General features: G+C 65.1%; 22 protein-coding genes. 15 read left to right on the forward strand and 7 right to left on the reverse strand.

Going from position 1 to position 26,739, the window contains the following annotated elements; genetic code table 11:
- Window positions 1-48 precede the first annotated feature (48 nt).
- On the reverse strand, window positions 49-1,068 hold the full coding sequence (locus JMY28_RS10210) for an ABC transporter substrate-binding protein (RefSeq protein WP_201695780.1): 1,020 nt from the start codon (window positions 1,066-1,068) through the stop codon (window positions 49-51).
- Between the two features lie 195 nt (window positions 1,069-1,263).
- Between JMY28_RS10210 and JMY28_RS10215 the strand changes: the two genes are divergently transcribed.
- The 8 genes from JMY28_RS10215 to hutG all read left to right on the forward strand — a co-directional run bounded on the left by JMY28_RS10215 (window position 1,264) and on the right by hutG (window position 10,586).
- Complete coding sequence (locus JMY28_RS10215) at window positions 1,264-1,941, forward strand: response regulator (protein WP_201695781.1); 678 nt, start codon at window positions 1,264-1,266, stop codon at window positions 1,939-1,941.
- An 18-nt stretch (window positions 1,942-1,959) separates the two neighbouring features.
- Complete coding sequence (locus JMY28_RS10220) at window positions 1,960-3,369, forward strand: sensor histidine kinase (protein WP_201695782.1); 1,410 nt, start codon at window positions 1,960-1,962, stop codon at window positions 3,367-3,369.
- A 158-nt stretch (window positions 3,370-3,527) separates the two neighbouring features.
- Window positions 3,528-4,241, forward strand: coding sequence for a histidine utilization repressor (hutC, locus tag JMY28_RS10225; protein ID WP_201695783.1), 714 nt, complete (start codon window positions 3,528-3,530; stop codon window positions 4,239-4,241).
- 404 nt (window positions 4,242-4,645) lie between these two features.
- On the forward strand, window positions 4,646-6,334 hold the full coding sequence (hutU, locus tag JMY28_RS10230) for a urocanate hydratase (RefSeq protein ID WP_201695784.1): 1,689 nt from the start codon (window positions 4,646-4,648) through the stop codon (window positions 6,332-6,334).
- Entirely contained in the window at window positions 6,331-7,020 is a 690-nt protein-coding gene (locus JMY28_RS10235) for a HutD/Ves family protein (protein WP_201695785.1), read from the forward strand. Before hutU ends, JMY28_RS10235 begins: the two co-directional genes overlap by 4 nt.
- Entirely contained in the window at window positions 7,020-8,267 is a 1,248-nt protein-coding gene (gene hutI / locus JMY28_RS10240) for an imidazolonepropionase (protein WP_201695786.1), read from the forward strand. The genes JMY28_RS10235 and hutI overlap by 1 nt, the downstream gene beginning before the upstream one ends.
- Before the next feature lie 15 nt (window positions 8,268-8,282).
- Entirely contained in the window at window positions 8,283-9,701 is a 1,419-nt protein-coding gene (locus tag JMY28_RS10245; protein ID WP_201695787.1) for a formimidoylglutamate deiminase, read from the forward strand.
- A gap of 75 nt (window positions 9,702-9,776) precedes the next feature.
- Entirely contained in the window at window positions 9,777-10,586 is an 810-nt protein-coding gene (gene hutG / locus JMY28_RS10250) for an N-formylglutamate deformylase (RefSeq protein WP_201695788.1), read from the forward strand.
- 58 nt (window positions 10,587-10,644) lie between these two features.
- Here hutG and JMY28_RS10255 read toward each other — a convergent pair whose 3' ends face one another.
- The 3 genes from JMY28_RS10255 to JMY28_RS10265 form a co-directional block, all read right to left on the reverse strand.
- Window positions 10,645-12,072, reverse strand: a complete 1,428-nt coding sequence (locus JMY28_RS10255; RefSeq protein WP_201695789.1) for a purine-cytosine permease family protein — start codon at window positions 12,070-12,072, stop codon at window positions 10,645-10,647.
- Window positions 12,073-12,178: 106 nt separating this feature from the next.
- Entirely contained in the window at window positions 12,179-13,732 is a 1,554-nt protein-coding gene (locus JMY28_RS10260; RefSeq protein WP_201695993.1) for a phospholipase D family protein, read from the reverse strand.
- Window positions 13,733-14,117: 385 nt separating this feature from the next.
- The gene (locus tag JMY28_RS10265; RefSeq protein WP_201695790.1) at window positions 14,118-14,981 is read right to left on the reverse strand and encodes a LysR substrate-binding domain-containing protein; all 864 of its coding nucleotides are present in this window, start codon (window positions 14,979-14,981) and stop codon (window positions 14,118-14,120) included.
- 129 nt (window positions 14,982-15,110) lie between these two features.
- Between JMY28_RS10265 and JMY28_RS10270 the strand changes: the two genes are divergently transcribed.
- From JMY28_RS10270 to JMY28_RS10280, 3 genes are all read left to right on the forward strand, one after another.
- On the forward strand, window positions 15,111-16,748 hold the full coding sequence (locus JMY28_RS10270) for a gamma-glutamyltransferase family protein (RefSeq protein WP_201695791.1): 1,638 nt from the start codon (window positions 15,111-15,113) through the stop codon (window positions 16,746-16,748).
- A 91-nt stretch (window positions 16,749-16,839) separates the two neighbouring features.
- The gene (locus JMY28_RS10275) at window positions 16,840-18,168 is read left to right on the forward strand and encodes an MFS transporter (protein ID WP_201695792.1); all 1,329 of its coding nucleotides are present in this window, start codon (window positions 16,840-16,842) and stop codon (window positions 18,166-18,168) included.
- A gap of 211 nt (window positions 18,169-18,379) precedes the next feature.
- Complete coding sequence (locus JMY28_RS10280; RefSeq protein WP_201695793.1) at window positions 18,380-18,628, forward strand: hypothetical protein; 249 nt, start codon at window positions 18,380-18,382, stop codon at window positions 18,626-18,628.
- 79 nt (window positions 18,629-18,707) lie between these two features.
- Here JMY28_RS10280 and JMY28_RS10285 read toward each other — a convergent pair whose 3' ends face one another.
- The gene (locus JMY28_RS10285) at window positions 18,708-19,667 is read right to left on the reverse strand and encodes a D-2-hydroxyacid dehydrogenase (RefSeq protein WP_201695794.1); all 960 of its coding nucleotides are present in this window, start codon (window positions 19,665-19,667) and stop codon (window positions 18,708-18,710) included.
- 274 nt (window positions 19,668-19,941) lie between these two features.
- Between JMY28_RS10285 and JMY28_RS10290 the strand changes: the two genes are divergently transcribed.
- The 4 genes from JMY28_RS10290 (at window position 19,942) to JMY28_RS10305 (ending at window position 23,621) form a co-directional block, all read left to right on the forward strand.
- A complete protein-coding gene (locus JMY28_RS10290) occupies window positions 19,942-21,132 on the forward strand; it encodes a CaiB/BaiF CoA transferase family protein (RefSeq protein ID WP_201695795.1) in 1,191 nt (396 codons plus the stop codon).
- Window positions 21,133-21,147: 15 nt separating this feature from the next.
- Window positions 21,148-22,125, forward strand: coding sequence for a hydroxymethylglutaryl-CoA lyase (locus JMY28_RS10295; protein ID WP_201695796.1), 978 nt, complete (start codon window positions 21,148-21,150; stop codon window positions 22,123-22,125).
- Between the two features lie 13 nt (window positions 22,126-22,138).
- A complete protein-coding gene (locus JMY28_RS10300; protein ID WP_201695797.1) occupies window positions 22,139-22,531 on the forward strand; it encodes a VOC family protein in 393 nt (130 codons plus the stop codon).
- A 184-nt stretch (window positions 22,532-22,715) separates the two neighbouring features.
- Window positions 22,716-23,621, forward strand: coding sequence for a LysR family transcriptional regulator (locus JMY28_RS10305; protein WP_201695994.1), 906 nt, complete (start codon window positions 22,716-22,718; stop codon window positions 23,619-23,621).
- Window positions 23,622-23,691: 70 nt separating this feature from the next.
- On the opposite strand, the gene JMY28_RS10310 is transcribed toward JMY28_RS10305, so the two are convergent.
- Together JMY28_RS10310 and JMY28_RS10315 are read right to left on the reverse strand one after the other, a co-directional pair.
- Window positions 23,692-25,137: an MFS transporter gene (locus tag JMY28_RS10310; protein ID WP_201695798.1), complete on the reverse strand. Its 1,446-nt coding sequence runs from the start codon at window positions 25,135-25,137 to the stop codon at window positions 23,692-23,694.
- 270 nt (window positions 25,138-25,407) lie between these two features.
- Window positions 25,408-26,685, reverse strand: coding sequence for an SUMF1/EgtB/PvdO family nonheme iron enzyme (locus tag JMY28_RS10315; protein ID WP_201695799.1), 1,278 nt, complete (start codon window positions 26,683-26,685; stop codon window positions 25,408-25,410).
- Window positions 26,686-26,739 lie beyond the last annotated feature (54 nt).

The following is a 26,739-nucleotide window of genomic DNA, read 5'->3' on the forward strand; positions in this document are numbered from 1 at the left end:
GTTCTCAGTGGGCTGAACGTGGGGCCGAGGTGAGGCCGACTCGGCGGATTACTTCGACGCCGTGGCAGTCGTCGCCGGCAGATAGTCGTTCGAGTAGGTCTTCGCGAGGTCGATGTGCTTGCCCTTCACCGAAGGGTTGAACGCCGAAAGCACCTTGAGCACCGTATCCGGGCCGTCTGCGGGCATGCGGCCGTCCTTCGTGAACATCGGCAGCGAGGACTTCAGTGCGGCCACATAAAGGTCCTTGTTGTTGCCGTAATAGTCCTTCGGCATTTTCGCGGCGATTTCCTCGGCGCTATGCGTGGCAATGAAGTTGAGCGTGCGCGAGAACGCGTGCGCGAGCTTCGTCGCGTCGTCCTTGTGCGACTGCGCCCAGGCGCGCTGCACGTAGAAGCTCGACGCGGGGTAGGTGCCACCGAGCGCCGCGCGCGTGCCTTCGAGCGTGCGCATGTCGACGAGCACCTTGGCGTCGCCGGTTTGCAGCAGACGCGAGACGGTGGGCTCCGTGGTCATGCCCGCGTCGATACGGTTCTGCTTGATCGCCGCGATGAAGGTGTTGTCCGCGCCCACCGGCAGCAGCGTGTACTGGTTGGACGGCACCCCCGAGCGCTGCGCGAGGTACTGCGTGAGGAAGCTCGTGGAGGAGCCGAGGCCCGTCACGCCGAGCGTCTTGCCCTTCACGTCGGCCATGCTCTTGAGCGTGCCGGCCGCCGCATTCGAGACCATTTCCACTTCGCCCGGCACCTGGCCGAACACCACGAGCGTCTGCACTTCCTTGCCCTTGCTCTGCAGGTCGATGGTGTGATCGTAGAAGCCCACCACGCCTTGCACCGCGCCCGCGAGCAGTTCGTTCTCCGCGTCCACGCCGGCCGGCTGCGACTGCACCTCGACGTCGAGGCCTTCGTCCTTGAAGTAGCCGAGTTGTTCGGTCAGTTTGGCGGGGAGATAGATGATCTTGGTTGCGCCGCCAACCATGATCGTGATCTTTTCCGCGTGCGCTGCCGTGGAGCCGGCGGCAAGGGCGAACGCAACACTCGATACGGCGGCGATCTGGCGCAAGGTGGGCATCGTGGAGTCTCCTGAAGGTAGTGCGCCGTGCATGCGGGCGCTTTTTGGTGGATGGAGCCGATTATAAAAACCGTAAGCCTTCTGCCAGCCTTCTAGCGCCGTGCAAAATCGTCCGTGTTAACCCGCAGGGCGGTGGCGCGCCGGCAACGGCACAATCGACTCCCCTGAAACCATCGTCCCTTGCCTGCGCCGCCCATGAAGTTGCTGCTGATCGAAGACAATCCCACGCTTGCGCACTGGCTCGTCAAGACGCTGGAGGAGCAGGCGTTCGCCTTCGACGCCGTGCAGGACGGCGAGGCCGCCGACCAGTTGCTGCAGTCCAATCGCTACGACGTCGTGCTGCTCGACCTCAACCTGCCGAAGCTCTCGGGCAAGAACGTGCTGCGGCGGCTGCGCCAGCGCGGCGACGCGACGCCCGTCATGGTGCTCACGGCGAGCGGCTCGATCGACGAAAAGGTGGAACTGCTCGGCGCTGGCGCCGACGACTATCTCGTCAAGCCCTTCGAGGTGCGCGAACTGGTGGCGCGCATCAAGGTGCTGATTCGCCGGCAAACTCCCGCGCGCGCGAACGAAATCGGCTGCGGGGACCTCGTGTTCGACCTCAACACGCGCCAGTTCACGCTGAAGGGCGCACCGCTGAACGTCACGCCGCGCGAGCGCACGGTGCTCGAAACGCTGGCGCTGCGCCTCGGTCAGACCGTTTCGAAGGGCGCGCTCGTCGATGCGATCTTCACGCTCGCCGACGAACCCAGCGAAGACGCCATCGAAATCTACGTCTCGCGGGTGCGCAAGAAGCTCGAAGGCAGCTCGGCTGTGATCGTGACACTGCGGGGCCTCGGCTATTTGCTGCGCAGAAAGGATGAAACGCTATGACGACGAACGCGTGCCGTCATGACGGGTAGCCTGCGGATTCGCCTGCTGTGGTGGATGCTCGTGCCGCTCGCGCTCTACGTGAGCTTCACGGCGACTTCCGAGTATCGCGCCGCGCGCCATACCGCCGATCTCGTGCAGGACGGCCGGCTGCTTTCGTCCGCGCGCATGATCGCCGGTTCCGTGCAATGGGCCGATGGCGCGCTGCGCGCCGACGTGCCGCCCGCAGCGCTCGAACTTTTCGCCTCGCCGCAGCAGGATCAGGTGTTCTACAACGTGCGCGTGGAGGGCGGTTCGCTGCTCGCGGGCATGCCCGATTTTCCGCACGCGGCTTCGCCGCCCGCCGTCGATTCGCCCGTGTCGTACGACGCCGGGCTGCGCGGCCAGGCCGTGCGCGCCGTGAGCGTGGTGCGCTCCATGTACGATAACGGCCGCATCTGGCGCGTGCGCGTATCGGTTGGCAAGACCGAGCGCTCGCGCGACGCGATGGTGGAGGCGTTGTGGCGTCCCCAGCTTTATCGCCAGATCGGCATGGTCATGCTGGCGGTGGCGCTTGCCTGCATCGGTCTCACGTTCGAGCTGCGCCCGCTCATGAAGCTCAAGAACGACGTGGCCGACCGCGATCCTTCGCACCTCGAACCGATTCGCGCAGAAGGGCTGCATGTCGAACTGCGGCCCGTTGTGGACGCAATCAATCAATGCATTGCGCGCCTCTCCGCGCAGACGGCGGCGCAGCGCCGTTTCATTGCCGACGCCGCGCACCAGCTGCGCACGCCGCTCACGCTGCTGGGTACGCAATTGCAATACGCGCGTCAGCAAAAAGCCGTCGATCCCGCGCTCGACGAAGTGCTGGCGGCCATGCATGTGAGCAACCGCTCGATGGTCGCGCTCACGAACCAGTTGCTGCTGCTCGCGCAGGCCGAAGCGCTGGACCCCGCGCAATTACCGGCCGCGCCCGTCGACATGGCGCAACTCGTGCGCGAAGTGGTCGAGGCGCTCGCGCTGCTCGCGCAGACGCGCGGCATCGATCTCGGCGCGGAGCTGCCGGGGCAGGCGGGCGAGGCGGTCGTGCAGGGGCATCGAGAGCTACTGCGCGCAATGGTCAGCAATCTCGTGGATAACGCGCTGCGCTACACGCCGGCTGGCGGGCACGTGACGGTGGCGGTGCGCGCGAGCGGCGAGACGGTCTCGCTCGACGTGCTCGACGACGGCCACGGCATTCCCGCGGAAGCGCGTGCACGCGTGTTCGAGCCTTTTTTCCGGGCTGCTGTACAGACGGAGGGCACCGGCCTCGGTCTTGCGATCGTGCGCGAGATCGCGCAGTCGCATCGCGGCGCGGTGAGCCTGAGTCCGGGTGCGGACGGGCGGGGCGTGCGCGCCTGCGTCGTGCTCGCGCGCTGGCAGCCCGCGCTAGCGGCCGTGGCTGCATAGGAGCCGGCGCGGCGATTCGAGGCGATGCCTTGCTGCCTCGCAACCGTACGCGACCACGCTTTAAGGGGCGGTACAATGTGGCCGCCTGATGCCACTCCGCCGCGTCGCGCCATGCAGGATCGCTCCGGCGACTACCCGTTCATTCGAAGATCGAGACCATGCAAAAGAAGACGGTCCGTAGTGCCCCGTTGCCCGCCTATGAGCAGATCAAGCGCCATGTGCTCGCGCAGATCGAAAGCGGCGCCTTGCGGCCCGGCGACGTGGTGCCTTCCGAAACGGAACTGGTGAAAGAGTTCGGCGTGGCGCGCATGACAGTGTCGCGCGCGCTGCGCGAATTGATGGCCGAAGGCGTGCTGAACCGCGTGCGCGGCTCGGGCACTTACGTGGCGCCGCGCCAGTACGAATCGACGGTGCTGCAGATCCGCAATATCGCCGACGAAATCGCGGCGCGCGGCCATCGGCATGCGGCGCGCGTGTTAGGGCTGGAGTCGAGCGACGATCCGAACGCGATTGCCGCGCTCGAACTCGACGCCGGGCCGGTGTTCCACTCGCGCATCGTGCACAGCGAGGAGGGCGAGCCGATCCAGTACGAAGACCGCTACGTGAATCCCGAGGTATTCCCCGACTATCTGGCCCAGGACTTCACCGTCGAAACGCCGAACCACTACATGGTGCGCCTCGCGCCGATCCAGCGCGCCGAGTTCCGCATCTACGCGCAGAAGCCCGACGCGCGCGTGCGGCAGCATCTGGAGATGGAAATCGGCGAGCCTTGCCTGCTGTTGCTGCGGCGCACCTGGGTGGGCCGGCACGTGGCGACCTCAGTGCGCTTGTGGCATCCGGCTTCGCGGTTTCATCTAGCGGGTACGGTTTGAGGACGTTCGTTCCCCGCATTGCATATCCTGCCGTTCGCCGGCCGCTGAAACGCGCTTTGCTGCTTAAGGCGTAGCGCCTCAGTCCTCTCAAGCCTGCTTTCCTCGAACCGCCTTGTCGTCCGCGCGGGCCGCCCGGTCGCGCCGATACGCGTTGCGCCGCCGCCCGGCGTCTGCTGTCGTCTTGTCTAGCCAACGATCTTCGCAATCCACTTACGGTTTATCGCGCCGAATCGGGAATTTCGCGCAAATACGCCAGGGTAACTACTAACCCACGTTTGCTCAAAACGAGTTGTATATACAACTTGACGGCGTTAGACTTAACGCACGTTGCAGCGCTCGTTGCACCTTCCGCGGGCGCAGCCTTTCAGCTTGCTATCCAGACTCGACGGACTCGAACAAACGCCATGAACCACCCGAACTTCACCGACCCCCGCCTCGACCCGACCCGCACGATCCGCGCGCCGCGCGGTGCGCAGAAGGTTTGCAAGACCTGGATTGCGGAAGCCGCCTACCGGATGATCCAGAATAATCTGGACCCCGAAGTCGCCGAGCACCCGCATGCGCTCGTGGTGTACGGCGGCATTGGCCGCGCCGCGCGCAACTGGGAGTGCTTCGACCAGATCCTCGCCTCGCTCAAGGACCTGAACGAAGACGAAACGCTGCTGATCCAGTCGGGCAAGCCGGTGGGCGTGTTCCGCACGCACGCCGACGCGCCGCGCGTGCTGCTCGCAAACTCGAACCTCGTGCCGCACTGGGCCACGTGGGAACACTTTCACGAACTGGACCGCAAGGGCCTCATGATGTACGGCCAGATGACGGCGGGCAGCTGGATCTATATCGGCTCGCAGGGCATCGTGCAGGGCACCTACGAGACGTTCTATTCGGTCGCGAACCAGCACTTCAACGGCGACCCCAAGGGCCGCTGGATTCTCACGGGCGGTCTTGGCGGCATGGGCGGCGCACAGCCGCTCGCGGCGACGATGGCGGGCTTCTCGATGATCGCGGTGGAGTGCGATGAAACGCGCATCGACTTCCGCCTGAAGACGCGCTACGTGGACCGCAAGGCCAAAACCATCGACGAGGCGCTCGCCATCGTCGAGGAAGCGAAGCGCACGGGCAAGCCGGTTTCGGTGGGCCTGCTCGGCAACGCCGCCGACGTGTTCGCCGACTTCGTGAAGCGTGGCATCACCCCCGACTGCGTGACGGACCAGACGAGCGCGCACGACCCGATCAACGGCTATCTGCCGCAGGGCTGGTCGGTGGAGCAGTGGCGCGAGGCACAGAAGGTTGCGCCCGAAACCATCGTGAAGGTCGCGAAGGAATCGATGGCTCATCAGGTGCGCGCAATGCTTACGCTGCAGGAGCGCGGCGCGGCCACGCTCGACTACGGCAACAACATCCGCCAGATGGCGCTGGAAATGGGCGTGGAAAACGCGTTCGATTTCCCGGGCTTCGTGCCGGCGTATATCCGCCCGCTGTTCTGCGAAGGCAAGGGCCCGTTCCGCTGGGTGGCGCTCTCGGGCGATCCTGAGGATATCTACAAGACCGACGCCAAGGTCAAGGAGCTGATCCCTGACGATCCGCATCTGCACAACTGGCTCGACATGGCGCGTGAGCGCATCGCGTTTCAGGGTCTGCCGGCGCGCATCTGCTGGGTGGGCGTGAAGGATCGCTACCGCCTCGGTCAGGCGTTCAACGAAATGGTCAGGAACGGCGAGCTGAAGGCGCCGATCGTGATCGGCCGCGACCACCTCGATACCGGTTCGGTGGCGAGCCCGAACCGCGAAACGGAATCGATGAAGGACGGTTCGGACGCCGTGAGCGACTGGCCGCTGCTCAACGCACTGCTGAACACGGCAGGCGGCGCGTCGTGGGTCTCGCTGCACCACGGCGGCGGCGTGGGCATGGGCTTCTCGCAGCACTCGGGCGTGGTGATCGTGGCGGACGGCACGCAGGCGGCTCACGAACGGCTTGGCCGCGTGCTGCACAACGATCCGGCCACGGGCGTGATGCGCCACGCGGACGCCGGCTACGAACTCGCGCAGCAAACCGCGCGCGAGGCAGGCCTCAAGCTGCCGATGCTCGGCCGATGAGCGGCCCGAAAGCGGTAGGCGGCGCGGTGCAGGCAGCGAGGCTCACGCTGCTGCGTGGCGCAGCGCTCGTGGCGTCGCCGTGGAAGAACGGCGGCGGCGTCACGCGCGAAATCGCTGTGGCGCATGTGGTCTCGCAGGCTGGCGCGTCGCTCGACACGTTCGCGTGGCGCGTGAGCGTGGCCGATGTCGCGCAAGCGGGCCCGTTCTCGCGTTTCGAGGGCGTCGATCGTACGCTGGTGCTGCTCGAAGGGGCAGGGATGCTGCTCGACGAAGCGTGCCGCACGCATGAGCTCACGCAGCCCCTGGACGTCGCGCGTTTCGCGGGGGAAGCCGCGATCGACGCGCGCCTCGTGAACGGCGCCACGCGCGACTTCAACCTGATGGTGCGCCGCGATGCGGCGCGCGGCACGCTCGAAGTGTGGCGCGAAAACCAGCGGCGCAGCATGCATGCGCAAACGGTGTTGCTCTACTGCGCGCAAGGCGAGCAGGACGTGCGCGTGGACGCAGAGCGCCACGTGCGCCTCGAAGCGGGCGACACACTGCGCATCGATACGCTCGACGCGCAATGCCCCGTGCACATCGAAACGCGCGGCGCGGGCGCCTTGCTCGCCGTGGCGCTGGATGTGCTGGGCGCGCCACACCAAGACACCACGGAAGCGGCATCGCGCGATGCTGTGCATACCTGATGAAACGCACTCTCTGGCAAAACCTCAAACTGTGCCCGCACGGCGACCCGGGCCACGCTGTCGAGAACGCGGCGATTGCCGTGGAAGACGGCAAGATCGCGTGGCTCGGCGCCGCTGCCGAGCTGCCCGCGCAGTTCGCCGAGTGGCCGCGCGAGGACCTGGGCGGTGCCTGGGTCACGCCCGGTCTCGTGGATTGCCACACGCACCTGGTCTACGGAGGTCAGCGCGCCGATGAATTCGCGCAGCGCCTTGCTGGCGTCAGCTACGAAGAAATCGCGCGACAAGGTGGGGGAATCGTATCGACGGTGCGTGCCACGCGCGCGGCCGACGAAGCCGCGCTGTTCGCGCAGTCGGCAACGCGCCTCGAAGCGTTGCTTGCCGAAGGCGTAACGGCTGTCGAGATCAAATCGGGTTATGGCCTCGATCTGGCGAGCGAGCGCAAGATGCTGCGCGTCGCGCGTCAGCTTGGCGAGCGCTATCCAGTCACGGTGCGCACGACGTTTCTCGGCGCGCATGCGTTGCCGCCCGAGTTCGCGGGCCGCGCCGACGACTATATCGATGAAGTGTGCGAGCGCATGCTCCCGGCTCTCGCCGACGAGGGACTCGTGGACGCCGTCGATGTGTTCTGCGAACGAATTGGCTTCTCGCTCGCGCAGAGCGAGCGCGTGTTCGAAGCGGCCGCGCGGCGCAATCTCGCGGTCAAGATGCACGCCGAGCAGCTTTCCAATAGCGGTGGCGCGGCGCTCGCCGCGCGTCACCGCGCGTTGTCGGCCGACCATCTGGAGTTTCTCGACGAAGCGGGCGTTGCCGCCATGAAAGAAGCGGGCACGGTGGCGGTGCTGCTACCGGGCGCGTACTACTTCATCCGCGAAACGCAACTCCCGCCGCTCGACTTGCTGCGGCGCTACGAGGTGCCGATCGCCATTTCCACCGACAGCAATCCCGGCACGTCGCCCACTACCTCGCTGCTGCTCATGATGAACATGGCGACCACGCTGTTCCGCATGACCGTGCCCGAGGTGTTGCAGGGCGTGACACGGCATGCCGCGCAGGCTTTCGGCGACGCCGAGCGTCATGGCACGCTCGCGGCTGGCCGTCCCGCAGACTTCGCTGTGTGGACGGTGCAGTCCCTCGCTGAACTGGCCTACTGGATCGGGCGTCCGCTCTGCGCACGTGTGGTGCGCGGGGGCGAGACTGTCTTTGAGCGTCGCGCATATGAGCGTCGCGCATATGAGCGTCGCGTTTGAGCGCTATTTTCACGCATGAATCACACCATCGAATCGAATCCGACTTCACACGCGCTCTTCGCGGAGCACGCGTATTTGCCCGACGGCTGGCGCCGCAATGTGCTGCTCGAATGGGATGCGGCGGGAACGCTGCGCAGCGTGACGCCCGACCTCGCGCAGGCGCCCCAAGGCGTCGCTCGCGCGGCAGGCCCGATTACGCCTGGCATGCCTAATCTTCATTCGCATGCGTTTCAGCGTGCCATGGCGGGTCTCACCGAATATCGCGCGAATCCCACCGACAGCTTCTGGAGCTGGCGCGATCTCATGTACCGCTTCGCCGCGCGCATCACGCCCGACGATCTCGGCGCAATCGCGCGCTGGCTCTATGTCGAGATGTTGAAAGCGGGTTACACGTCCGTTTGCGAATTCCACTACGTGCATCACGGCAAGGATGGCCAGCGGTATGCAAGCCCTGCCGAACTGGCGCAACGCGTCGTGGACGCGGCGGAGGTGACTGGCGTCGGCATGACGATGCTGCCCGTGCTCTATCAGTACAGCGGCTTTGGCGCGCAAGCGCCGCGCGACGATCAGCGCCGCTTCATCAACACGCCGGAACAGCTGCTCGGTATCGTCGAGGCGCTGCAAGCCTCGCGGCCCGAGCATGGCGCTTTGCGCTACGGCGTCGCGCCGCACTCGCTGCGCGCCGTTTCGCACGACTCGTTGCGCACGCTGCTGGAAGGTCTCGATCGCGCGCTGCCGGGCGCGCCGGTGCATATTCACATCGCCGAGCAAACGGCCGAAGTCGAGGCTTGCCTCGCGACCGAGGGCGCGCGACCGGTGCAATGGCTGCTCGACCGCTTCGATCTGAACGCGCGTTGGTGCCTCGTTCACGCTACGCATGTCGATGCGCGCGAGACCGCCGCGCTCGCGCAGAGCGGCGCGATTGCGGGCCTGTGCCTCACGACTGAAGCGAATCTCGGTGACGGCATTTTTCCCGCGCGCGAGTATCTCGATGCGAGCGGCGCGTTCGGCGTGGGCTCGGACAGCCATATCGGCGTGGACTGGCGCGCGGAGCTTCGCTTGCTCGAATACGGTCAGCGGCTCGCACGACGCGAGCGCAACGTGCTGGCCGCGCCGCATCGAGCGCAAGTGGCAGACCGGCTCTTCGCAGGCGCGCTCGCAGGCGGCGCGCAGGCGACTGGGCGCAAGCTCGGTGCATTGAAGGAAGGCGCGCGTGCCGACTGGATCGTGCTCGACGCCCAGCATCCGAATCTGGCCGAGCAGAAGCCGCTCACCTGGCTCTCGTCGGTCGTCTTCTGCGAGCATGGCGAAACACCGGTGCTCGACGTCTACACGGGCGGCGTAAAGGTCGTGGAGGCGCGCCGCCATCGCGACGAAGCGCGCCTTTACGCCGACTATCGCGCGGCGCTCGCCAGACTGCTGGCTGATGGTTGAACGCGGGTTGAACGCGGGTTGAACGCGGGTTGAACGCGGGCCTGAACACACACGTCATTCACCACATTACTTTCCATGACCGATATCTTTTCACTGGAACGCGGCACGGCGCCGCTCATCATTTCGATCCCTCATCTGGGCACGCACATACCCGCCGCGATGCACGGCGAGTACACGGACGTGGCGCTGAGCGTCGCCGATACGGACTGGCATCTCGATCGCCTTTACGCGTTCGCGAAGGAGCTAGGCGCGACCGTGCTCGGCGCACGTGTTTCGCGTTATGTGATCGACCTGAACCGGCCGCCGAACGACGAGAGCCTTTATCCCGGCCAGACCACCACGTCGCTGTGCCCGACCGAAACGTTTCGCGGCGAGCCCCTCTACCGCGACGGCTGTGTGCCCGACGCGGCGGAGCGCCAACGGCGCGTGCAGACATTCTGGCAGCCGTATCACGACACGCTCGCCGCTGAACTCAAGCGCCTGCGCGCAGCGCACGCGAATGTGCTGCTGTGGGAGGCGCATTCGATTGCGAGCGTGCTGCCGCGTCTGTTCGACAACAAGCTGCCCGACCTGAACATCGGCACCCAGGATGGACGCACGGTGAACGCTGCGGTGCAGGCGCGCGCGGAACGCGCGGCGGCGGCGAGCGGTTATACGTGGATCGCGAACGGACGCTTCAAGGGCGGTTACATTACGCGCCAGTTCGGCGCGCCGCAGCAGGGCGTGCATGCGATCCAGCTGGAGATGTGCCAGTCCGTCTACATGAACGAAGCGGCGCCGTTCGATTACGTTCCCGCGCTTGCGGAGAAAGTTCAGCCCGTGTTGCGCGAGATGGTGGGCGGCGCGCTGCAGGCCATCCAGGCGATGAACGAAGCTGCGGCCTGAAGTTGGCCGCAGCGTTTTCCGGTTTGATGAGGCCAGGCGGCGCGTTGCGCCGCCAGCTTTATTCCTGCTCGACCGGCAGGATCAGGCGTTCGGGAATGACCTGCGGCGTGAGGCGCATGGCGACGTAATAGAGCACGCCTGGCACGATCAGGCCGAGAATCCACGAGATGTCCGTGCCGCCGAGCGCATCGACGAAGGGCCCCGTATAGAAGCTCGTAGAGATGAACGGCAATTGCACGAGCACGCCGAGCACGTAGATGCCAATGGCCCTGGCGTTCCAGCGGCCGTAGCGGCCAGCGGGGTTCGAGAGCGCCGGCACGTCGTAGCGCGAGCGCGTGAAGCAGTAGAAGTCCACGAGATTGATCGCGCTCCACGGCGTGAAGAACGCGAGCAGAAACAGAATGAACGCCGTGAACTCCTTGAGAAACGAGTGGCGGCCTGCGAGTGCGACGAGCGTCGAGATGCCGACCATGCCGATGATGTAGACGAAACGGTGGCGCGTGGAGATCGCGCGCTTCGCGCGAAACGCGCTCACGATCGTCGCCATCGACATGAAGCTGCCGTAGGCGTTGAGCGTGGTGACGGTGAGCTTGCCGAAGGCGATGCTGAAGTAGAGCATCGCGGCCACCGAGCCGCTCGCGCCCAGGCCGACGATATAGGCCACTTCGTGATGCGCGAACGCGTGGCCCGCGAGCGCGGCGGCGAACACGCCGAACACCATCGCGGCCTGCGCGCCGATCACCGAGCCGAGCCCGACCGCGAGGAACGTGCGCGCGGGCGAAGTCGAGCGCGGCAAGTAGCGCGAATAATCGGCAACGTAGGGGCCGAATGCGATCTGCCATGAAGCCGAAAGCGACATGGAGAGCAGGAAGCTCGCAATCGAAAAATGGCGATTGGCCAGCAGCGCGCCGACGTCGTGGTGCGCGAAGAGCTGCGCGAACATGAACATGAACGCGAGCACGCCGATCACGCTGGCAATGCGGCCGACGAAGTGAATCGAGCGATAGCCGAGCAGCGTCAGCACGACGATGAGCGCCGCGAACAGGCAGATGCCCGCCGTATCGGAAACGTTGAGCAGTTGCGCGGTGGCCTGGCCGGCGAGCACCGTGCCGCTCGCGGAAAAGCCGACATACATGATGCAAACCAGCACGATGGGAATGGCCGCGCCGTAGACGCCGAATTGCACGCGGCTGGAGATCATCTGCGGCAAGCCGAGCTGCGGGCCCTGCGCGCCGTGCAGCGCCATGACCGTGCCGCCGATGAGTTGTCCAGTCAACAGCGCGACGAGCGACCAGAAAACATCGCCGCCGAGCACGACAGCCAACGCGCCGGTAATGATCGCAGTGACCTGCAGGTTCGCGGAAAGCCAGAGCGTGAACTGGCTGAACAGGCTGCCGTGGCGCTCCGCATCGGGGATGTAATCGATCGAGCGTGTTTCCAGGATCTTGCGGCCTTCGCTTTCGAGGCTGGCGACGGATTCAGGCATGGCCACGGACGGCTCCGAATGAGGGGGATGTCCGCATGATGTTGAATAGACAACTTGAGTGAAATAGGGAATAACCCTCTCGACGCCGGTGCGTGCCTGCCGTGGGCTACAGCAGCCACTCGATAGGCAGGATGGAGAAGAACCAGACGCTCAGGCGCTGGTTCCATTTCGTGTTCGGCTCGGTGTCGTAGCGGATGACCGTATCGTCGTCGGAAAGGCGCGTCCAGTAGAGTTTGCCGTTCTCGTCGAGGTGTGCCTGATAAGCGAGTTGCGGCACGCGCGTCCAGAACGCTTTTTCGATCTGGGTGGCGAGCACGGGGCTGTCGATCACGAGCCCGAGTTCGGTATTGAGGTTGGCCGAGCGCGGATCGAAATTCACTGAGCCGACGAATACGCGCTCCGCATCCACGGCGAAGGTCTTGGCGTGCAGGCTCGACCCCGAACTGCCGAACGGACCGCTGCCCGCGCCTTTGCCAGTGCCTTTGTTGGCGCCCGCCGCGGCCCGCAGCTCGAACAGCTCCACGCCGCCTTCGAGCAGCGCCACGCGGCGCCGCGCATAGCCGGAATGGACGGCGGAAACGTCGGTGGCTTCGAGTGAGTTCGTCAGCACGCGTACGGTCACGCCTTGGGCGGCGAGTCGGGTGAAGTATTCTGTGCCCACCTTACCCGGCACGAAGTACGGCGAAACCAGATCGAGTTCACGGTGCGGATCGCCAACTATCTCGTGCAGCTGGCTGAGGATGAGCGTGTCCTTTGGCGCCGTGCCCTGCGCTTTCGCCGGGTCGTCGCTGACCAGTTGCGTCTTCGCCCATTCGAGCGGCAGCGTGCCGTCCAGCAGGCGGCGTACGTCGGTGGTCTTGCGCAGCGATTCGATGTATTCCGCCGCGGCAGGGTCGGTGCGCGCGGCAAGCGCTGCGCGATCGAGCGTGTCGAGTGCGTCGGGCGCCACGTACGGCAGGATTTGCGACGCCGGGTACGAGGAGGCGCTGGCCCAGTAACGGTCGAAATCGTGCGCGACATCGGTGGCGGCGGGGCCGATGGCCAGCACGTCGAGATCGGCGAACACCACGCCGTCGGTCGCGCCGAAGTATTCGTCGCCGATATTGCGGCCGCCCAGAATGGTCGCCACGCCGTCCGCCGTGAGCGACTTGTTATGCATGCGCCGGTTCAGGCGCGAGAAGTCGGTGACAAAGCCGATGGCTTTGGGCTTGCGCGTGACGAACGGATTGAAGAGGCGAACCTCCATGTTGGGATGCCCGTTGAGTGCGGCGAGCGTGGGGTCCAGCGAGGACGGAATGCCGTTGTCGTCAAGCAGCAAGCGCACACGCACGCCGCGGTCGGCGGCCTCGCGCAGTTCTTCGAGCAGCAAGGTGCCGGTGAGATCGTTGCGCCAGATGTAGTACTGGACGTCCAGCGTGCGCTGGGCGCTGCGCACGAGCGCCACGCGCGAGGCGAAGGCGTCGAGCGGATTCGAGAGCGGGTCGATGCCGGTGAAGTCGGGATGGGTGGCGAGTTCGGCCGCAACGGCTGCGCCAAGTTGAGTCGATCGCGCTTGCTCTGATGTAAGCGCCGTGGTTTGCGTGCGCTCGGCGAGCGGCGGCAATTCCTGACACGCGGCAAGACAGGTGGCAAGCGCGATTGCGTATAGCCGCAACGCCATGGCGGACAGTTTCGGCAACTCGTTTGCAGCCAGCGCGATGAGCGATCTTTGCATGGAGCGTTCGCTTTTCCGTGTCGATCCCGCTTCGAGGCGCGAAGCACGAGGCTTCGCGAGTGTGCGTGCAACAACGTTAGCTTACGCGATTGGCGTGGCAGGCACCACGCCAGACGTACAGCTTCGGGGCGAATGCGTGGGCGGCGCGCGCTCAGTGCGCGTCGAGCGCGGCTTGCGCGGGAGTCTTGTGTCGACTGGCTGCGCCCGGTCCGGGCGCGCTGTTGCCGGTTGGCTTCGCGAACTTCCATGCGCTTCTGAACGATCGAGCCTGTTATACGACAAGTAACTTTGCATTGCTAACTAATTAGCATGATCCGGAAAGTCTCCCTCGTCACCGACGCATCATGTCTGCAATCGTTTGTGTGAGCAAACTCTGCTTGTGCGCTTTCCGGTGAATCATGCCCACCGAACGGATGAATGGCCGGCCTGGGAGCGAGACAAGCCGCAAATTCGGATCGCTCTGCCATTTTCCGCCTTGCAGAACGGGCAGCACGCTCACGCCCACGTCGTTGCGCACCAGCGAGACGATCGTTTCGATCGAGTTCAGCTCCAGATATTCGAGCGGGTCGATGCCTAGCTCGGCCAATGCCTGATCGATCACGACGCCCGTCGGCACGCGCCGGTCGAAGCGCAGGAAGCCGCGTTCGCGCAGGATGCGGCGCGCGTCGTCGCCGGGCGTCGCGCGGCTTGTGACGAGCATTAGCGGCTCTTCGTAGAGCGGCGTCCACGCGAGCGACTCGTGCAGCGAACCATCTGCACTGCCAACCACGACGGCGAGGTCCACGTCACCGTCTTCGACCATGCGCGCCAGCTCGTTCGAACGCGCCGAGGTGAGGCGCACTTCGAGTTCCGGGTGGCCCGTCTTCAGATGCGCGACGGCCAGCGAAAGCGCGCCGATCACCGACACCACCGCGCCGATGATGATCGAGCCGCGCATCGTGTCGCCGGCGCTGGCGGGCAACTCGTCGATCAGCGCGAGAATGTGCTCGACCTTCGCGCAGATCTCGCGGCCTTCGCGCGTGAGCGCGACCTGGCGCGCGCGGCGGTCGAAGATCTGGCGGCCGAGCGCATCTTCGAGGCCGCGCATCTGCAGGCTCACGGCCGCTTGCGTGAGCGCGGTTTTCTCGGCGGCCGTGGCGAACGACCCGCTGCGCGCGACGGCCAGCAAGGTGCGCAGCATGCGTAGGGTAAGCATGTAAAGAAAATTTAAGTGTCGAGAATAAAATATTAATATTTTTTTGCTTGATCCTTCAAGATAATCGACAGCTCGGCATGCGCGGTGCGCGCGCCGCTGCTTTCGTTCATCACCGGAATTCGAACTCCCATGACGCGCTTCAACTGGCAAAACCCCTATCCGACGCCGCGCCTGCCGGTGTTTGCCCGCAATATCGTTTCGACGTCGCATCCGCTCGCCGCGCAGGCCGGACTGCGCATGCTCTGGAAGGGCGGGAATGCCATCGACGCTGCCATCGCCGCCGCAGCCGCCATTACCGTGGTCGAGCCGGTATCGAACGGCCTTGGCAGCGACTGCTTCGCGCTCGTGTGGGACGGCGCGAAGCTGCACGGCCTGAATGCGTCGGGCAATGCGCCGGCGGCATGGAATGTCGACTATTTCCGCTGCAAATACGGCGAGGAGAACGGCCTTGCGAAGCAGCCCAAGCGCGGCTGGGACACGGTGACCGTGCCGGGCGTGATCGCGGGCTGGGAAGCGCTGCATACGAAGTTCGGCAAGCTGCCGTTCGCGGACCTGATGGAGCCGGCCATCGAGATCGCGGAGCGCGGTCATGCGGTGGCGACCATCGTCACGCGCAAATGGCAGGCGGCGATTCCCGAGCTGCACAATCAGCCGGGCTTTGCCGAGACCTTCATGCCGCGCGGCCGTGCGCCTGAAGTGAGCGAGCGCGTGTGCTTCCCCGGCCATGCCGCCACGCTGCGGCGCCTCGCGCAACGGGGCCCGCGCGACTACTACGAAGGCGAACTTGCCGAGCGCATCGCCGCGTTTGCGCGCGAAGGCGGCGCGGCGCTCACGCTGGACGACCTGCGCAACTATCGTCCGGAATGGGTCGAGCCGATCGGCAAGGACTATCGCGGCTACACGGTGCACGAGATTCCGCCGAACGGGCAGGGCATTGCCGCGCTCATCGCGCTGGGTATTCTCGAACAGTTCGACATGGGCTCGCTCGCGCTCGACAGCCTCGAGTCGCAGCATCTGCAGATCGAGGCCATGAAGCTCGCGTTTGCCGATGTCTACCGCTACGTTGCCGATCCGCGTTCGATGGAAGTCACGCCCGAGCAGATGCTCGACGACGCCTACCTCAAACAGCGCGCGAAGCTGATCGACCCGAAGCGCGCGACGCACTTCGACTTCGGCATGCCGCGTTCGGGCGGCACGATCTATCTCTCCGCCGTGGATGAGCACGGCATGATGGTGAGCTTCATCCAGTCGAACTACATGGGCTTCGGTTCGGGCGTGGTCGTGCCGGGCACGGGCATCGCGCTGCAAAACCGTGGCTGCGGTTTTTCGATGGACCCGGTCTCGCCGAACGTCGTGGAGGGCGGCAAGCGCCCGTTCCACACCATCATTCCGGCGTTCCTCACGCAGCAGGTGGACGGCCGCCAGGAAGCGGTCATGAGCTTCGGCGTGATGGGTGGCGACATGCAGCCGCAAGGGCATTTGCAGTCGGTCGTGCGCATGCTCGACTACGGCCAGCAGCCGCAGGCCGCGTGCGACGCACCGCGCTGGAAGGTCAACCGCGACTTCACGCTCGACATCGAATCGACCTTCAACCCGCAGACGGCGCGCGCGCTGCAAGGGCTCGGCCACGAGATCAAGGGCATCGACGATCCGTATATGGACTTCGGCTCGGGCCAGTTCATCTGGAAGCTCGACCGCAACGATCCCGAGCGCGGTTATGTGGCCGCGAGCGACACGCGTCGCGACGGGCTCGCAGCGGGCTTCTAGGCGGCGAGCAAGGTGTGCCGCGAGCGCGAATGCCTCGCTCGCGGTTCACGACCAACGGTGAGTAGACCAAATAAAAATGCAGGAGACTGATATGGAGACCGGTTCATCGGTTTCGAGAGCGCCGCTCAGCCGCGGCATGGTGCGCCGCATCGTGTTCTCCTCGTCGATCGGCAATGCGCTGGAGTGGTTCGACTTCCTCGTGTATGGCTACTTCGCGCCGATCATCGCGAAGCAGTTCTTTCCCGTGCACGATGAATGGCTCTCCACGCTGCTGGCGGTCGGCACCTTCGGCATCTCTTTTCTCATGCGCCCGCTCGGCGCGATCGTGCTGGGCATCTACGGTGACCGCAAGGGGCGCAAGGCGGCGCTTACGCTCGCCATTGCGCTCATGATGGCGGGCACGCTCGCCATGGCGGTCATGCCGCCGTATGCGTCGATCGGCATCGCGGCGCCGCTCCTGATCCTGCTTGCGCGACTCGTGCAGGGCTTTGCGGTGGGCGGCGAATTCGGCAGCGCGACGGCATTCATGGTCGAGCACAGCGCCGCGAGGCGCGGCTACTACGCGAGCTGGCAGTTCGCGAGCCAGGGCGCGGCCGCGATTCTCGCGGCGTCGTTCGGCGGCGTGCTCGCATGGTGGCTGCCGCCCGAGCAACTGCAGGCCTGGGGCTGGCGCGTGCCGTTTTTCTTCGGGCTCGTGCTTGGGCCCGTGGGCTGGTACATCCGCTCGCATCTGGACGAGACGCCTGAATTCCTCGCCAACCAGCAGGCGCAGAGTACACAAGATGCGCGCGCAACGAAAGAGCCGGGGCTCGGCCGCCAATGGGTGAACTTGCTGCTTGCTGTCGGCATCGTTGCGCAGTCCACCGTTGGCGTATATATCCTCCAGCTCTACATGCCGATGTACGCGGTGAAGCAGCTCCATATGGCGGCGGCAACGTCGTTCGGCGTGGTCGTGCTCAATGGCGGCCTGCAGTTCGCGCTCTCGCCGGTCATGGGTGCGCTCTCGGACCGCATCGGGCGCATTCGCATCATGCTGACCACATCGATCCTGCTTGCTTCGCTCACCTATCCGATGTTCGCGATCTTGCAGCGTCACCCCACGCTCGGCTGGCTGCTCGTGCTCCAGGGCGCGGCGGGCATATTCAAGGCAGCCTATTCGGGCCCGATGCCCGCATTGATGTCGGAGATCTTTCCCGTGCGCGTGCGCTCGGCCGGGCTTTCCATCGCGTATAGCGTTGGCGTGACGCTCTTTGGCGGCTTCGCACCGACGATTGCCGAAGTGCTGATTCACGTGACGGGCGATACGCTCGCGCCCGCGTATTACGTGTCGCTTGCGGCCGTGATCTCGGGTGTTTCGCTCGCGATCGTGGGTTGGCGCACGATGCGGCAGGCTTCGATGCGAGCCACGCTCGCGAGCTGATGCGCAGAAGTCCGAACCGACCCGATTGATATCGCGCCCGCAGAATCGCCCTTTAAAACAGGGCGTGAATGCGGGCGCGGTGTTTTTTCACGACTGCTTCGTGACTTCCTGTGGAGCTCGCTGAAGCATCATGAAAGTGGTGATATAGTCGCCCCCTGACCGCCGTCCGGCGGGGCGAGCATTACGTTTTGTCAGGTTTCGGGAGAGTTATATGGTAGTCGAATATCGTGGCTTTCGAGTCACTGTCGATGCGAAAGCAGACGCGACGGACACGCAATGGCTGTGCCGCGCGGTTTTGGAAGGTGTCGATGCACAAGTGGAAACGGCCAAGCTGCCTTCCTTGGAGCTTGCAGTTCCCAAGCTGAAGATCGATGTGCTGATGGCGCTCAGCGTGGTCGAGCAATCGGCTAAGCAAGCCGTCGACGAATGGTGGCACGCCAAGCAGCCGGAAATGGCCTGATGATTCAGGCGCAGGCAACCCCAATGCGGTTGCCGCGCCTCGCGCTCAACGCGCAGTGACTATCCGAGTCACACCGGAGTCACACCGCAGTCACACTATTGCGCGGTTTTCCTTCGTAAAACGCCGCAATGTTCTCGATGAGTTGGTCCGCAAGCGCCTGCATGGCTTCATCGCTCGCCCACGCAACGTGGGGTGTGAGGATGAACGCCGGGTGCGAGACGATGGCCTGGAACGGATGATCGGCAGGCAGTGGTTCCTGCGTCACGACATCGAAGCCCGCGCCTGAAATCGCGCCAGATTGCAACGCGTCCACCAACGCCGCTTCGTTCACGAGTCCCCCACGCGCCGTGTTGATCAGCAAGGGCCGCCGCTTCATGCGCGCGAACGCCGTGGCATCGATCAGATCCCGCGTTTGCGCCGTCAGCGGACAGTGCAGCGTGATGATGTCGCTGTCTTCCAGCAGCGTTTCGAGCGGCACGTAGCCTGCTTGTGCGTCGTTGCGCGTTTTGCGCGCGGCGAACAACACGCGCAGGCCGAGCGCGCGCCCCATTTGCGCGACGGCTTGGCCGAGTGCGCCGTCGCCAATGATGCCAAGCGTCGAACCCGCGAGATTGCGGATCGGAAAATCGAAAAAGCAGAACTGTCCCGATTCGAGCCAGCGGCCAGCGCGCACGGCGTCGCGATACGCGGCGAGGCTGCGGCGCAGCGCGAATATCAGCGCGAACGTATGCTCCGGCACGCTGTTGCCGGCGTAGTCGCGCACGTTGCTCACGACGATGCCGCGCGCCGCGCAGGCAGGCAGATCGACATTGTCCGTGCCCGTGGCCGCGATGGCGATCATGCGCAGGCGCGTCGCGCCGGCTAGCGCCTCGGCGGTGATGCGCGCCTTGTTCGTGATGACAATGTCGGCGTTACGGATGCGCGCGGCGACCTCTTCGGGCGCGGTGCGCTCGAACGTTTCCAGCGTGTGATCGAAAGGCAGCGGACGAAGCTGCGTCTGGGGCGCGAGCGTCGCGCGATCGAGAAAAACGACGTGCATGGTTTCTGGCCTGAGCGAAAGAGGGGCAGTACGTCTATTGTCGCGCACCGGGCATCACGGTGGTTTGCTCGATCCGCCAACTGACTTTCCGTTGAGGAAATTCGCAGCAACGTCGCGCACGAGATGAAACGACGCGACACCCGCGAGCGTGTCGAGCGTTCTCGCAGCCTTTCCATTTGCTCAAGCCAGATTGAGCAAGCATCGATTATCAAAGGGTGCGGTCAGGTTCATCATGTCTCCCATAGTCAGTCGCAGTCAGTCAGGAGACACAGCCATGCCACGACCACTCGAAGGAATCCGCGTTCTGGAGCTCGGACAGCTCATCGCGGGTCCGTTTGCAGGCCGCATGCTCGCCGAATTCGGCGCGAGCGTCATCAAGGTTGAGCCGCCCGGCGTGGGCGATCCGTTGCGCAAGTGGCGCCTGCTGCACGACGGTACGTCGCTCTGGTGGGCCGCGCAGTCGCGCAACAAGGAATCCATCACGCTCGATCTGCGCACGCCCGAAGGGCAGGACGTGATTCGCCGTCTCGTCGCGCAAACCGACGTGCTGATCGAGAATTTCCGCCCCGGCACGCTCGAAGGCTGGGGCCTCGGCTGGGACGAACTCAGCGCGATCAATCCCGGCCTGATCATGTTGCGCGTCTCGGGCTACGGGCAGACGGGCCCGTATCGCGACCGGCCGGGCTTCGGCGTGGTCGCCGAGGCGATGGGCGGTCTGCGCCACCTGAGCGGCGAGCCCGAGCGCACACCGGTGCGCGTAGGCATCTCGATCGGCGATTCGCTCTCCGCGTTGCACGGCGTGATCGGCATCCTGCTCGCGCTGCGGCACCGCGAGCAGCAGGGCGGGCGGGGCCAGGTCGTGGACGTCGCGCTCTACGAGTCGGTCTTCAACATGATGGAAAGCCTGTTGCCCGAGTATTCGGTGTTCGGCGCCGTGCGTCAGCCGGCGGGCAGCAGCCTGCCCGGCATCGCGCCGAGCAATGCATACCGCTGCAGCGACGGCAAGTACGCGCTGATCGCGGGCAACGGCGACAGCATCTATCGCCGCCTGATGGAGTTGATCGGACGCCCGGACCTGGGCAACGATCCCGCGCTCGCGCAGAACGACGGACGGGTCGCGCAGGTCGAGCGCATCGACGCCGCTATCGGCGAGTGGACGGCGCGCCATACGCTCGACCAGGTGCTCGCGGCGCTCAACGAAGCGCGCATTCCGGCGGGTCGCATTTACGATGTCGCGGACATCGCAGCCGATCCGCACTACCACGCGCGCGAGATGATCGTGGACGACACCTTGCCCGACGGCACAGCGGTGCAGGTGCCGGGCGTGGTGCCCAAGCTGTGCGGCACGCCGGGCACGATCGAGCGCAGCGCGCCGAAGCTCGGCGAGCATACCGACACGGTGCTGGAATCGATAGGCGTGGACGCCGCAACGCGCGCAGCATGGCGCGCGCGCGGCGTGATCTGAACGGAGAGCGGCAAGATGACGATCGGAAATAAAGAAAACTTCAAGGGCAAAGTGCTCTATCTCAACGAGGTCGCGACACGCGATGGCTTCCAGAACGAAGCCGCGTTCATCGACACCGACGACAAGATTGCGCTGATCAATCGACTGAGCGCATGCGGCTACGCGAAGATCGAAGTGACCTCGTTCACGTCGCCCAAGGCAATTCCCGCACTGCGCGACGCCGAAGCGGTGATGCATGGCATCGCGCGCGTGCCGGGCGTCGTCTATACGGTGCTCGTGCCGAACGTGCGCGGCGCGGAACGCGCGCTATCGTGCAACGTGAATGAAGTGAACCTCGTGATGTCGGTGAGCGAAACCCACAATCGCACCAACTTGCGCATGACGCGCGAGCAGTCGTTCACGCAGTTGCGCGACGTGATCGATGCGGTGCGCGGCACGGGCGTGGCGATCAATGTTTCGCTCTCCACAGCAATGGGCTGCCCGATGGAAGGCGACGTGCCCGTTGAAGACGTGCTCGGCTGGATGCGACGTTTCGCCGAGCTGGGCGTGCAGGGCATCACGCTTTGCGATACGACCGGCATGGCGCATCCCGCTCAGGTGCGCGCGCTGTGCGAGCGCGCTGCGCAGGCGTTTGGCGCGCTCGAGCTTACGCTGCACTTCCACAATACGCGCGGCATGGCGCTTGCCAATACGCTCGCGGCGCTCGATGCGGGCATCGTGCGCTTCGACGCCTCGCTCGGGGGCCTCGGCGGCTGTCCGTACGCGCCGGGGGCGAGCGGCAACGTATGCACGGAAGAACTCGTGCACATGCTCGAACTCGACGGCTACGACACCGGCGTCAACCTCGCCGCCGTGCTCGATGCCGCGGCGCTGCTGCCCGGCTTGATCGGCCACGACGTGCCGAGCCAGATTCTCAAGGCGGGCCGCCGCCTCGACCTGCATCCGGTTCCCGAACAGGCGCACGGCATGCCCGTACAACGGGCGTTTTCATGACAAGGAGTGAAGCATGGCGTTGATCGACCACCTCGACCACCTGGTGCTGACCTGCGTGGACCCTGAAGCGACGAAGCACTTCTATACGGAAGTGTTGCAGATGCAACTGGAGACCTTCGGTGCTGGGCGGCTTGCGTTTCGCTTCGGCAACCAGAAGATCAATCTGCACGTGCGTGGCGCGGAATTCGAACCCAAGGCGCACGTGCCAGTGCCAGGCGCGCTCGATCTGTGCTTCATCGCTTCGGTGCCGCTCGACGCGGTGATTGCGCATCTCGCAGAAGAGAACTGGCCGATCGTCGAAGGTCCCGTCGAGCGCACGGGCGCGACGCAGAAGATCCGATCGGTTTATGTGCGCGACCCGGATCTGAACCTCATCGAAATTTCCGAGCTGATCCAGGCCGGTTGATTCATCTCGGCAGTTTTCGCCGTTGAGCCGGGGGGCGCCGGCGCAGCGGCGAGCACGCCGGCCCGCGTGGCCGGCACGCGGACGTGCATCCCAGCACGTCCGCTTCTCCGCCCTCCGATCCGCACTTCCTCCCGAGCCCGCGATGCAGGACAATCGTCTCTCGCGCGGCCTTGCCCCATTCATTATGGTCAATCCACTTCACTTCGATCTGCAGTCGCTGCGGGTCTTTCTGCTCGTCGCGGAACATGGCAGCCTCACCAAGGCCGCCGAGCACGGGCAGCTCACGCTTTCGGCCGTTAGCAAGCGCATTGCCGAGCTTGAAAGCGTGACCGACTGCGCCTTGTTCATCCGCCGCGCACGCGGCGTGGATCTCACGCCCGCGGGGCATGCGCTGCTCCAGCACGCCACGCGCGTCGTCGATCAGGTGAATCGCATGGCCACCGAAATGAGCGACTACGCCGCCGGTGTACGCGGGCATGTGCGCATGTGGGCGAATACATCGGCGATCGTGCAGTTTCTGCCCGTCGATCTCGCGTGCTTCCTGAATGAGCATCCGGGCATCAAGGTCAGTCTCGAAGAACGGTTGAGCCACGAAATCGTCGAAGCGCTCGGCGCGGGCAAGGCCGATCTCGGCGTGTTCGCCGACAACGTGCCCGCGCCCGGCATCGAGCGGCGGCTCTATCGCCGCGACGAACTGGTGCTGCTCGTGCCGCGCCGCCATCGTTTTGCCGAGCTCGACATCATCCGTTTCGCGGATACGCTCGACGAAGACTACGTGGGCCTGAGCGACGGCAGTTCGCTGCTCGCGCGCATGACGGACGCGGCGTTCGCCATCGAGCGATCGCTGAAGCTGCGCATCCAGGCCTCGAACTTCGACGGGGTGTTTCGCATGATCGAAGCGGGGCTCGGTATCGGCGTGCTGCCGCGCGACGCGGTGAGCGACGAGCGCGGCAAGGCTGGCGTCGTCAAAGTCAAGCTGGCGGACACGTGGGCCACGCGCACGCTGTGGATCGGGATGAAGGCAGATAGCGCGCCAAGCTCGGACATCGTGAGCCTGTTCGACTACATGTCGGCGCGCGTGGCGCAATGAAAACCGGGGCGGCCCCGCATGACGCGGCGCCCGCCCCCGATACTCCAGGGACGCTCGAGGCATCAGCCGGTCAGACCGGATTGATCTCGTCCTGGCTGCGGCGCGTAGTGAGCGGCCCGAGCGCACGCAGGGTTACGGCGACGACGGTCAGCGCGGCGGAGATCACGCCGAACATCGCGATTGGGCCGTGCTGCGTGAGCACCGGCAACAGGACGAACGGCAGGGCGCTGCTCATGATGCGCGAGAGCGAGTATGTGCTGCCAATTGCGGTCGATCGTACGCTGGCCGGGAAAATCTCGGCTTGGTACACGTGATAAGCGTTGCTAAACACATTCGACGCACAGGTCGTCAGCATGCCGAAACAAACGATCAACGCAGCCTGCCCGGAATACGCGAAGCCAAGTCCAAAAATCGCAATGGAGATGAGCGAGGCGATCACGAGTGTGCGGCGTTCGATCCAGTTGAGCAGCGGCACGGAGAGCAGCGAGCCGATCGGGTAGCCGAGAAACGAGAGCGCGACGAAGAGCGTGCTGCCCGTTACGTCGATGCCGCGGCTTTTCACGACCACGCCTGCAAGCGTGCCGAAGCCGTAATAGCCGAAGGCCTGGAACAGGTGAAACACGACGAGCATGAAGTAACGCTTGTCATAGGGTGCGCGCCGCAGCACGGCAATCCGCTCGGCAAGACGCAGAGGGTGCTGGCGCGTTTGCGGCTCGGCAAAGCGTTTTGGCATCTGCGCGCCGGTGCCTTGCGCAAAGCGGCCCAGCATCGCATAGGCTTCGTCGGCGCGGCCTTGCGCCAGCAGCCAGCGCGGGCTTTCGGGCAGGCGATGCTGCACGGCCAGCACGAACAGGGCGCCAAGGCTGCCGATGGCGAGAATGATGCGCCATCCCGCGATGCCGCCGAGATGCAGCGGGTTGAGCCAAACCGCGAGGAAGCCGACCAGCGGCACTGCGACATACGACGTGGTATAGGCCCACGCAGCGAGCCGCCCGCGTTTTTCCTTCGGCAGAATTTCCGAAAGGAAACTGTCCGCCACCGGATAGATCGCGCCGACGCCCACGCCGGTCAGAAAGCGGCAGACCACGAGCATGGTGGCGTTCACGGAGAATGCGGCGAGCAGCGAGAATGCGCTGTACCACACGAGCGTGAACAGGAAGGCGCGCCGCCGGCCGACGCGGTCGGCGAGACTGCCGAGAAAGAGAGAGCCGAAAAACATGCCGACGAAGGCCGAGGCGAGCAGGAGCTTGAACGCGAGGCTGTGCGCGTCGAGCCCATACTCGTTTTGTAGCGCTGCGCCGATCGAGCTGACGAGAAAGATCTCGTACATGTCGAAGAAGAGGCCAATGCCGATCACCCACACCACGAAGCGATGCAGCGCGCCCACGGGCATGTCGTCCATGAAGCTGCCGAGCGTGACGCCTTGGGGGCTCGGAAACGGGGCGTCCGCAGCTAGCGGGCGGATAGACGGCTCGCCCGGCGCGCTGCCGCCGAGGTCCAGGGGATGGCTGTTCATGCTGTCTCCAGTATCTTTGATGCCGCGCCATGAGCCGCGGTCGGGGCGCAATTCCGTACGAACGGTACGGACGAGGCGTGATGCAAAGTGTGGGAGATTTTCGCGAGCGCGAAAATTGAGGAAGGGTGAAGCGTGCTTTCCCGCGGGGAAAGGCTGAGGGCGGGTGGCGCCCCCAGCATGATCTGACGTACTTGTTTCGCTATCTTGAACGGCTGGGCGCGTTACGGCGGAGCGCTTCTGCAGCGCTTGCACTTCAGCGAGGGGGATCGATCAATCCCGAACGCAGCGAAATCCCGCATAAACATATTGGTAACGCGGCTGGAACCAGTTGCGGAACGTTGGCCGCAACATGCATTGCGCGGTGCGCGGCGAGCCGCCTTTCATTGCGTAGTGCTGACCGTCGAAGAAGTTCGCCGAATACCCCTCGTAGAACGGGAACGCCTTGAAACCCGGTAGCGGCCCGAAGAGCGTGGAGGTCCATTCCCAGCCGTTGCCGTACAGGCCTTCTACGCCCCAGGTGCTGGCGCTGTCCGGTGTGGCGTCGACGGCCACCGGGTTCCAGTCGCGGAAATCGAAGTTGTCGGCGCGGCCGGGCAGCGCGCCGTGTGCCGCGCGCTGCCACTGCGCCTCGCTCGGCAGCGCCATGCCGCGCCAGCGCGCAAAGGCGCCGGCTTCCGCGTGGCTCACGTACACGGGCCACGCAAGCGGCAATGCAATGTCTTCGAACATCGTGCGCAGGAGCCAGCCTTCGGGGCCGCGCGACCAGAACACGGGGTGCGCCACGTGCGCGCTTTCCTTCCAGGCCCAATCCGCGTCGTTCCAGAGTTCGCGCCTTTTGTAGCCACCATCCTCGATGAATTGGAGGAATGCGCCATTCGTCACCATGTAGCGGTCGATCTTGAATGCCGCTACGTCGACTTGCTGCTCGCCGAACTCGTTGTCCCAGCCGAATAGTCCGCGCTCGGCGGTCATGCCGAGCTCCGTGCGGCCCGCGGGCACTTGCACCGTTTCGGCCTCGACCGTATGGAACGGGTTGGCGCGCGCGGCCGTTGTGGCGGGCGTCTGCTTTTGCTCGAACGGCAACTGGTGGAGCATGTAGGCGAGTGTTTCGACATGCATGAGCCGATGTTCGATCGCGACATTCAGCAACTGCCCCGGCGTGTCGTGATTTGAGGCATCGGGCGGCAGATCGAGCGTCGAGAGCTGCGCGTCGATGCGGCTGCGGGCGTCGCGTCCGTAGGCAAGGACTTCGGCGAGTTCGGGCCAGTCGGCGGGCGTATCGGTCGGCAGGCCGCCATCGACGGGATCGATGCCGAAAGCGAATAGCTGGTCGAGGCGCGCATCGGCGGAGGGCACGTCGAACAGGCGCTTGTCGAAGAGGTTGCGGTCAAATGCTTCCAGATGACCGATATAGAACACGATGCGATGACGCTCGCGAATGGGCCGCTCGTAGAGAAACTCGGGCTTGACGACGTTGAAGAGCGCGTCGCTGGCGGTGCGCGCCGCTTCGAGGCGGGCAGCGAGCGTGGGGGATTGCGGGAGATGCATTTCGGCGATTCTCCTTGGGTGGGCGTAGAACGAAACTTTAACCCTGCGCAGGAG

It is taken from the genome of Paraburkholderia hiiakae (assembly GCF_904848665.1).
Taxonomy (GTDB): Bacteria; Pseudomonadota; Gammaproteobacteria; order Burkholderiales; family Burkholderiaceae; genus Paraburkholderia; species Paraburkholderia hiiakae.

Coding starts and splice junctions, on each gene's coding strand:
- JMY28_RS10210 (WP_201695780.1), bottom strand. CDS start 1,068: ATGCCCACCTTGCGCCAGATCGCCGCCGTATCGAGTGTTGCGTTCGCC.
- JMY28_RS10215 (WP_201695781.1), top strand. CDS start 1,264: ATGAAGTTGCTGCTGATCGAAGACAATCCCACGCTTGCGCACTGGCTC.
- JMY28_RS10220 (WP_201695782.1), top strand. CDS start 1,960: ATGACGGGTAGCCTGCGGATTCGCCTGCTGTGGTGGATGCTCGTGCCG.
- hutC (WP_201695783.1), top strand. CDS start 3,528: ATGCAAAAGAAGACGGTCCGTAGTGCCCCGTTGCCCGCCTATGAGCAG.
- hutU (WP_201695784.1), top strand. CDS start 4,646: ATGAACCACCCGAACTTCACCGACCCCCGCCTCGACCCGACCCGCACG.
- JMY28_RS10235 (WP_201695785.1), top strand. CDS start 6,331: ATGAGCGGCCCGAAAGCGGTAGGCGGCGCGGTGCAGGCAGCGAGGCTC.
- hutI (WP_201695786.1), top strand. CDS start 7,020: ATGAAACGCACTCTCTGGCAAAACCTCAAACTGTGCCCGCACGGCGAC.
- JMY28_RS10245 (WP_201695787.1), top strand. CDS start 8,283: ATGAATCACACCATCGAATCGAATCCGACTTCACACGCGCTCTTCGCG.
- hutG (WP_201695788.1), top strand. CDS start 9,777: ATGACCGATATCTTTTCACTGGAACGCGGCACGGCGCCGCTCATCATT.
- JMY28_RS10255 (WP_201695789.1), bottom strand. CDS start 12,072: ATGCCTGAATCCGTCGCCAGCCTCGAAAGCGAAGGCCGCAAGATCCTG.
- JMY28_RS10260 (WP_201695993.1), bottom strand. CDS start 13,732: ATGGCGTTGCGGCTATACGCAATCGCGCTTGCCACCTGTCTTGCCGCG.
- JMY28_RS10265 (WP_201695790.1), bottom strand. CDS start 14,981: ATGCTTACCCTACGCATGCTGCGCACCTTGCTGGCCGTCGCGCGCAGC.
- JMY28_RS10270 (WP_201695791.1), top strand. CDS start 15,111: ATGACGCGCTTCAACTGGCAAAACCCCTATCCGACGCCGCGCCTGCCG.
- JMY28_RS10275 (WP_201695792.1), top strand. CDS start 16,840: ATGGAGACCGGTTCATCGGTTTCGAGAGCGCCGCTCAGCCGCGGCATG.
- JMY28_RS10280 (WP_201695793.1), top strand. CDS start 18,380: ATGGTAGTCGAATATCGTGGCTTTCGAGTCACTGTCGATGCGAAAGCA.
- JMY28_RS10285 (WP_201695794.1), bottom strand. CDS start 19,667: ATGCACGTCGTTTTTCTCGATCGCGCGACGCTCGCGCCCCAGACGCAG.
- JMY28_RS10290 (WP_201695795.1), top strand. CDS start 19,942: ATGCCACGACCACTCGAAGGAATCCGCGTTCTGGAGCTCGGACAGCTC.
- JMY28_RS10295 (WP_201695796.1), top strand. CDS start 21,148: ATGACGATCGGAAATAAAGAAAACTTCAAGGGCAAAGTGCTCTATCTC.
- JMY28_RS10300 (WP_201695797.1), top strand. CDS start 22,139: ATGGCGTTGATCGACCACCTCGACCACCTGGTGCTGACCTGCGTGGAC.
- JMY28_RS10305 (WP_201695994.1), top strand. CDS start 22,716: ATGGTCAATCCACTTCACTTCGATCTGCAGTCGCTGCGGGTCTTTCTG.
- JMY28_RS10310 (WP_201695798.1), bottom strand. CDS start 25,137: ATGAACAGCCATCCCCTGGACCTCGGCGGCAGCGCGCCGGGCGAGCCG.
- JMY28_RS10315 (WP_201695799.1), bottom strand. CDS start 26,685: ATGCATCTCCCGCAATCCCCCACGCTCGCTGCCCGCCTCGAAGCGGCG.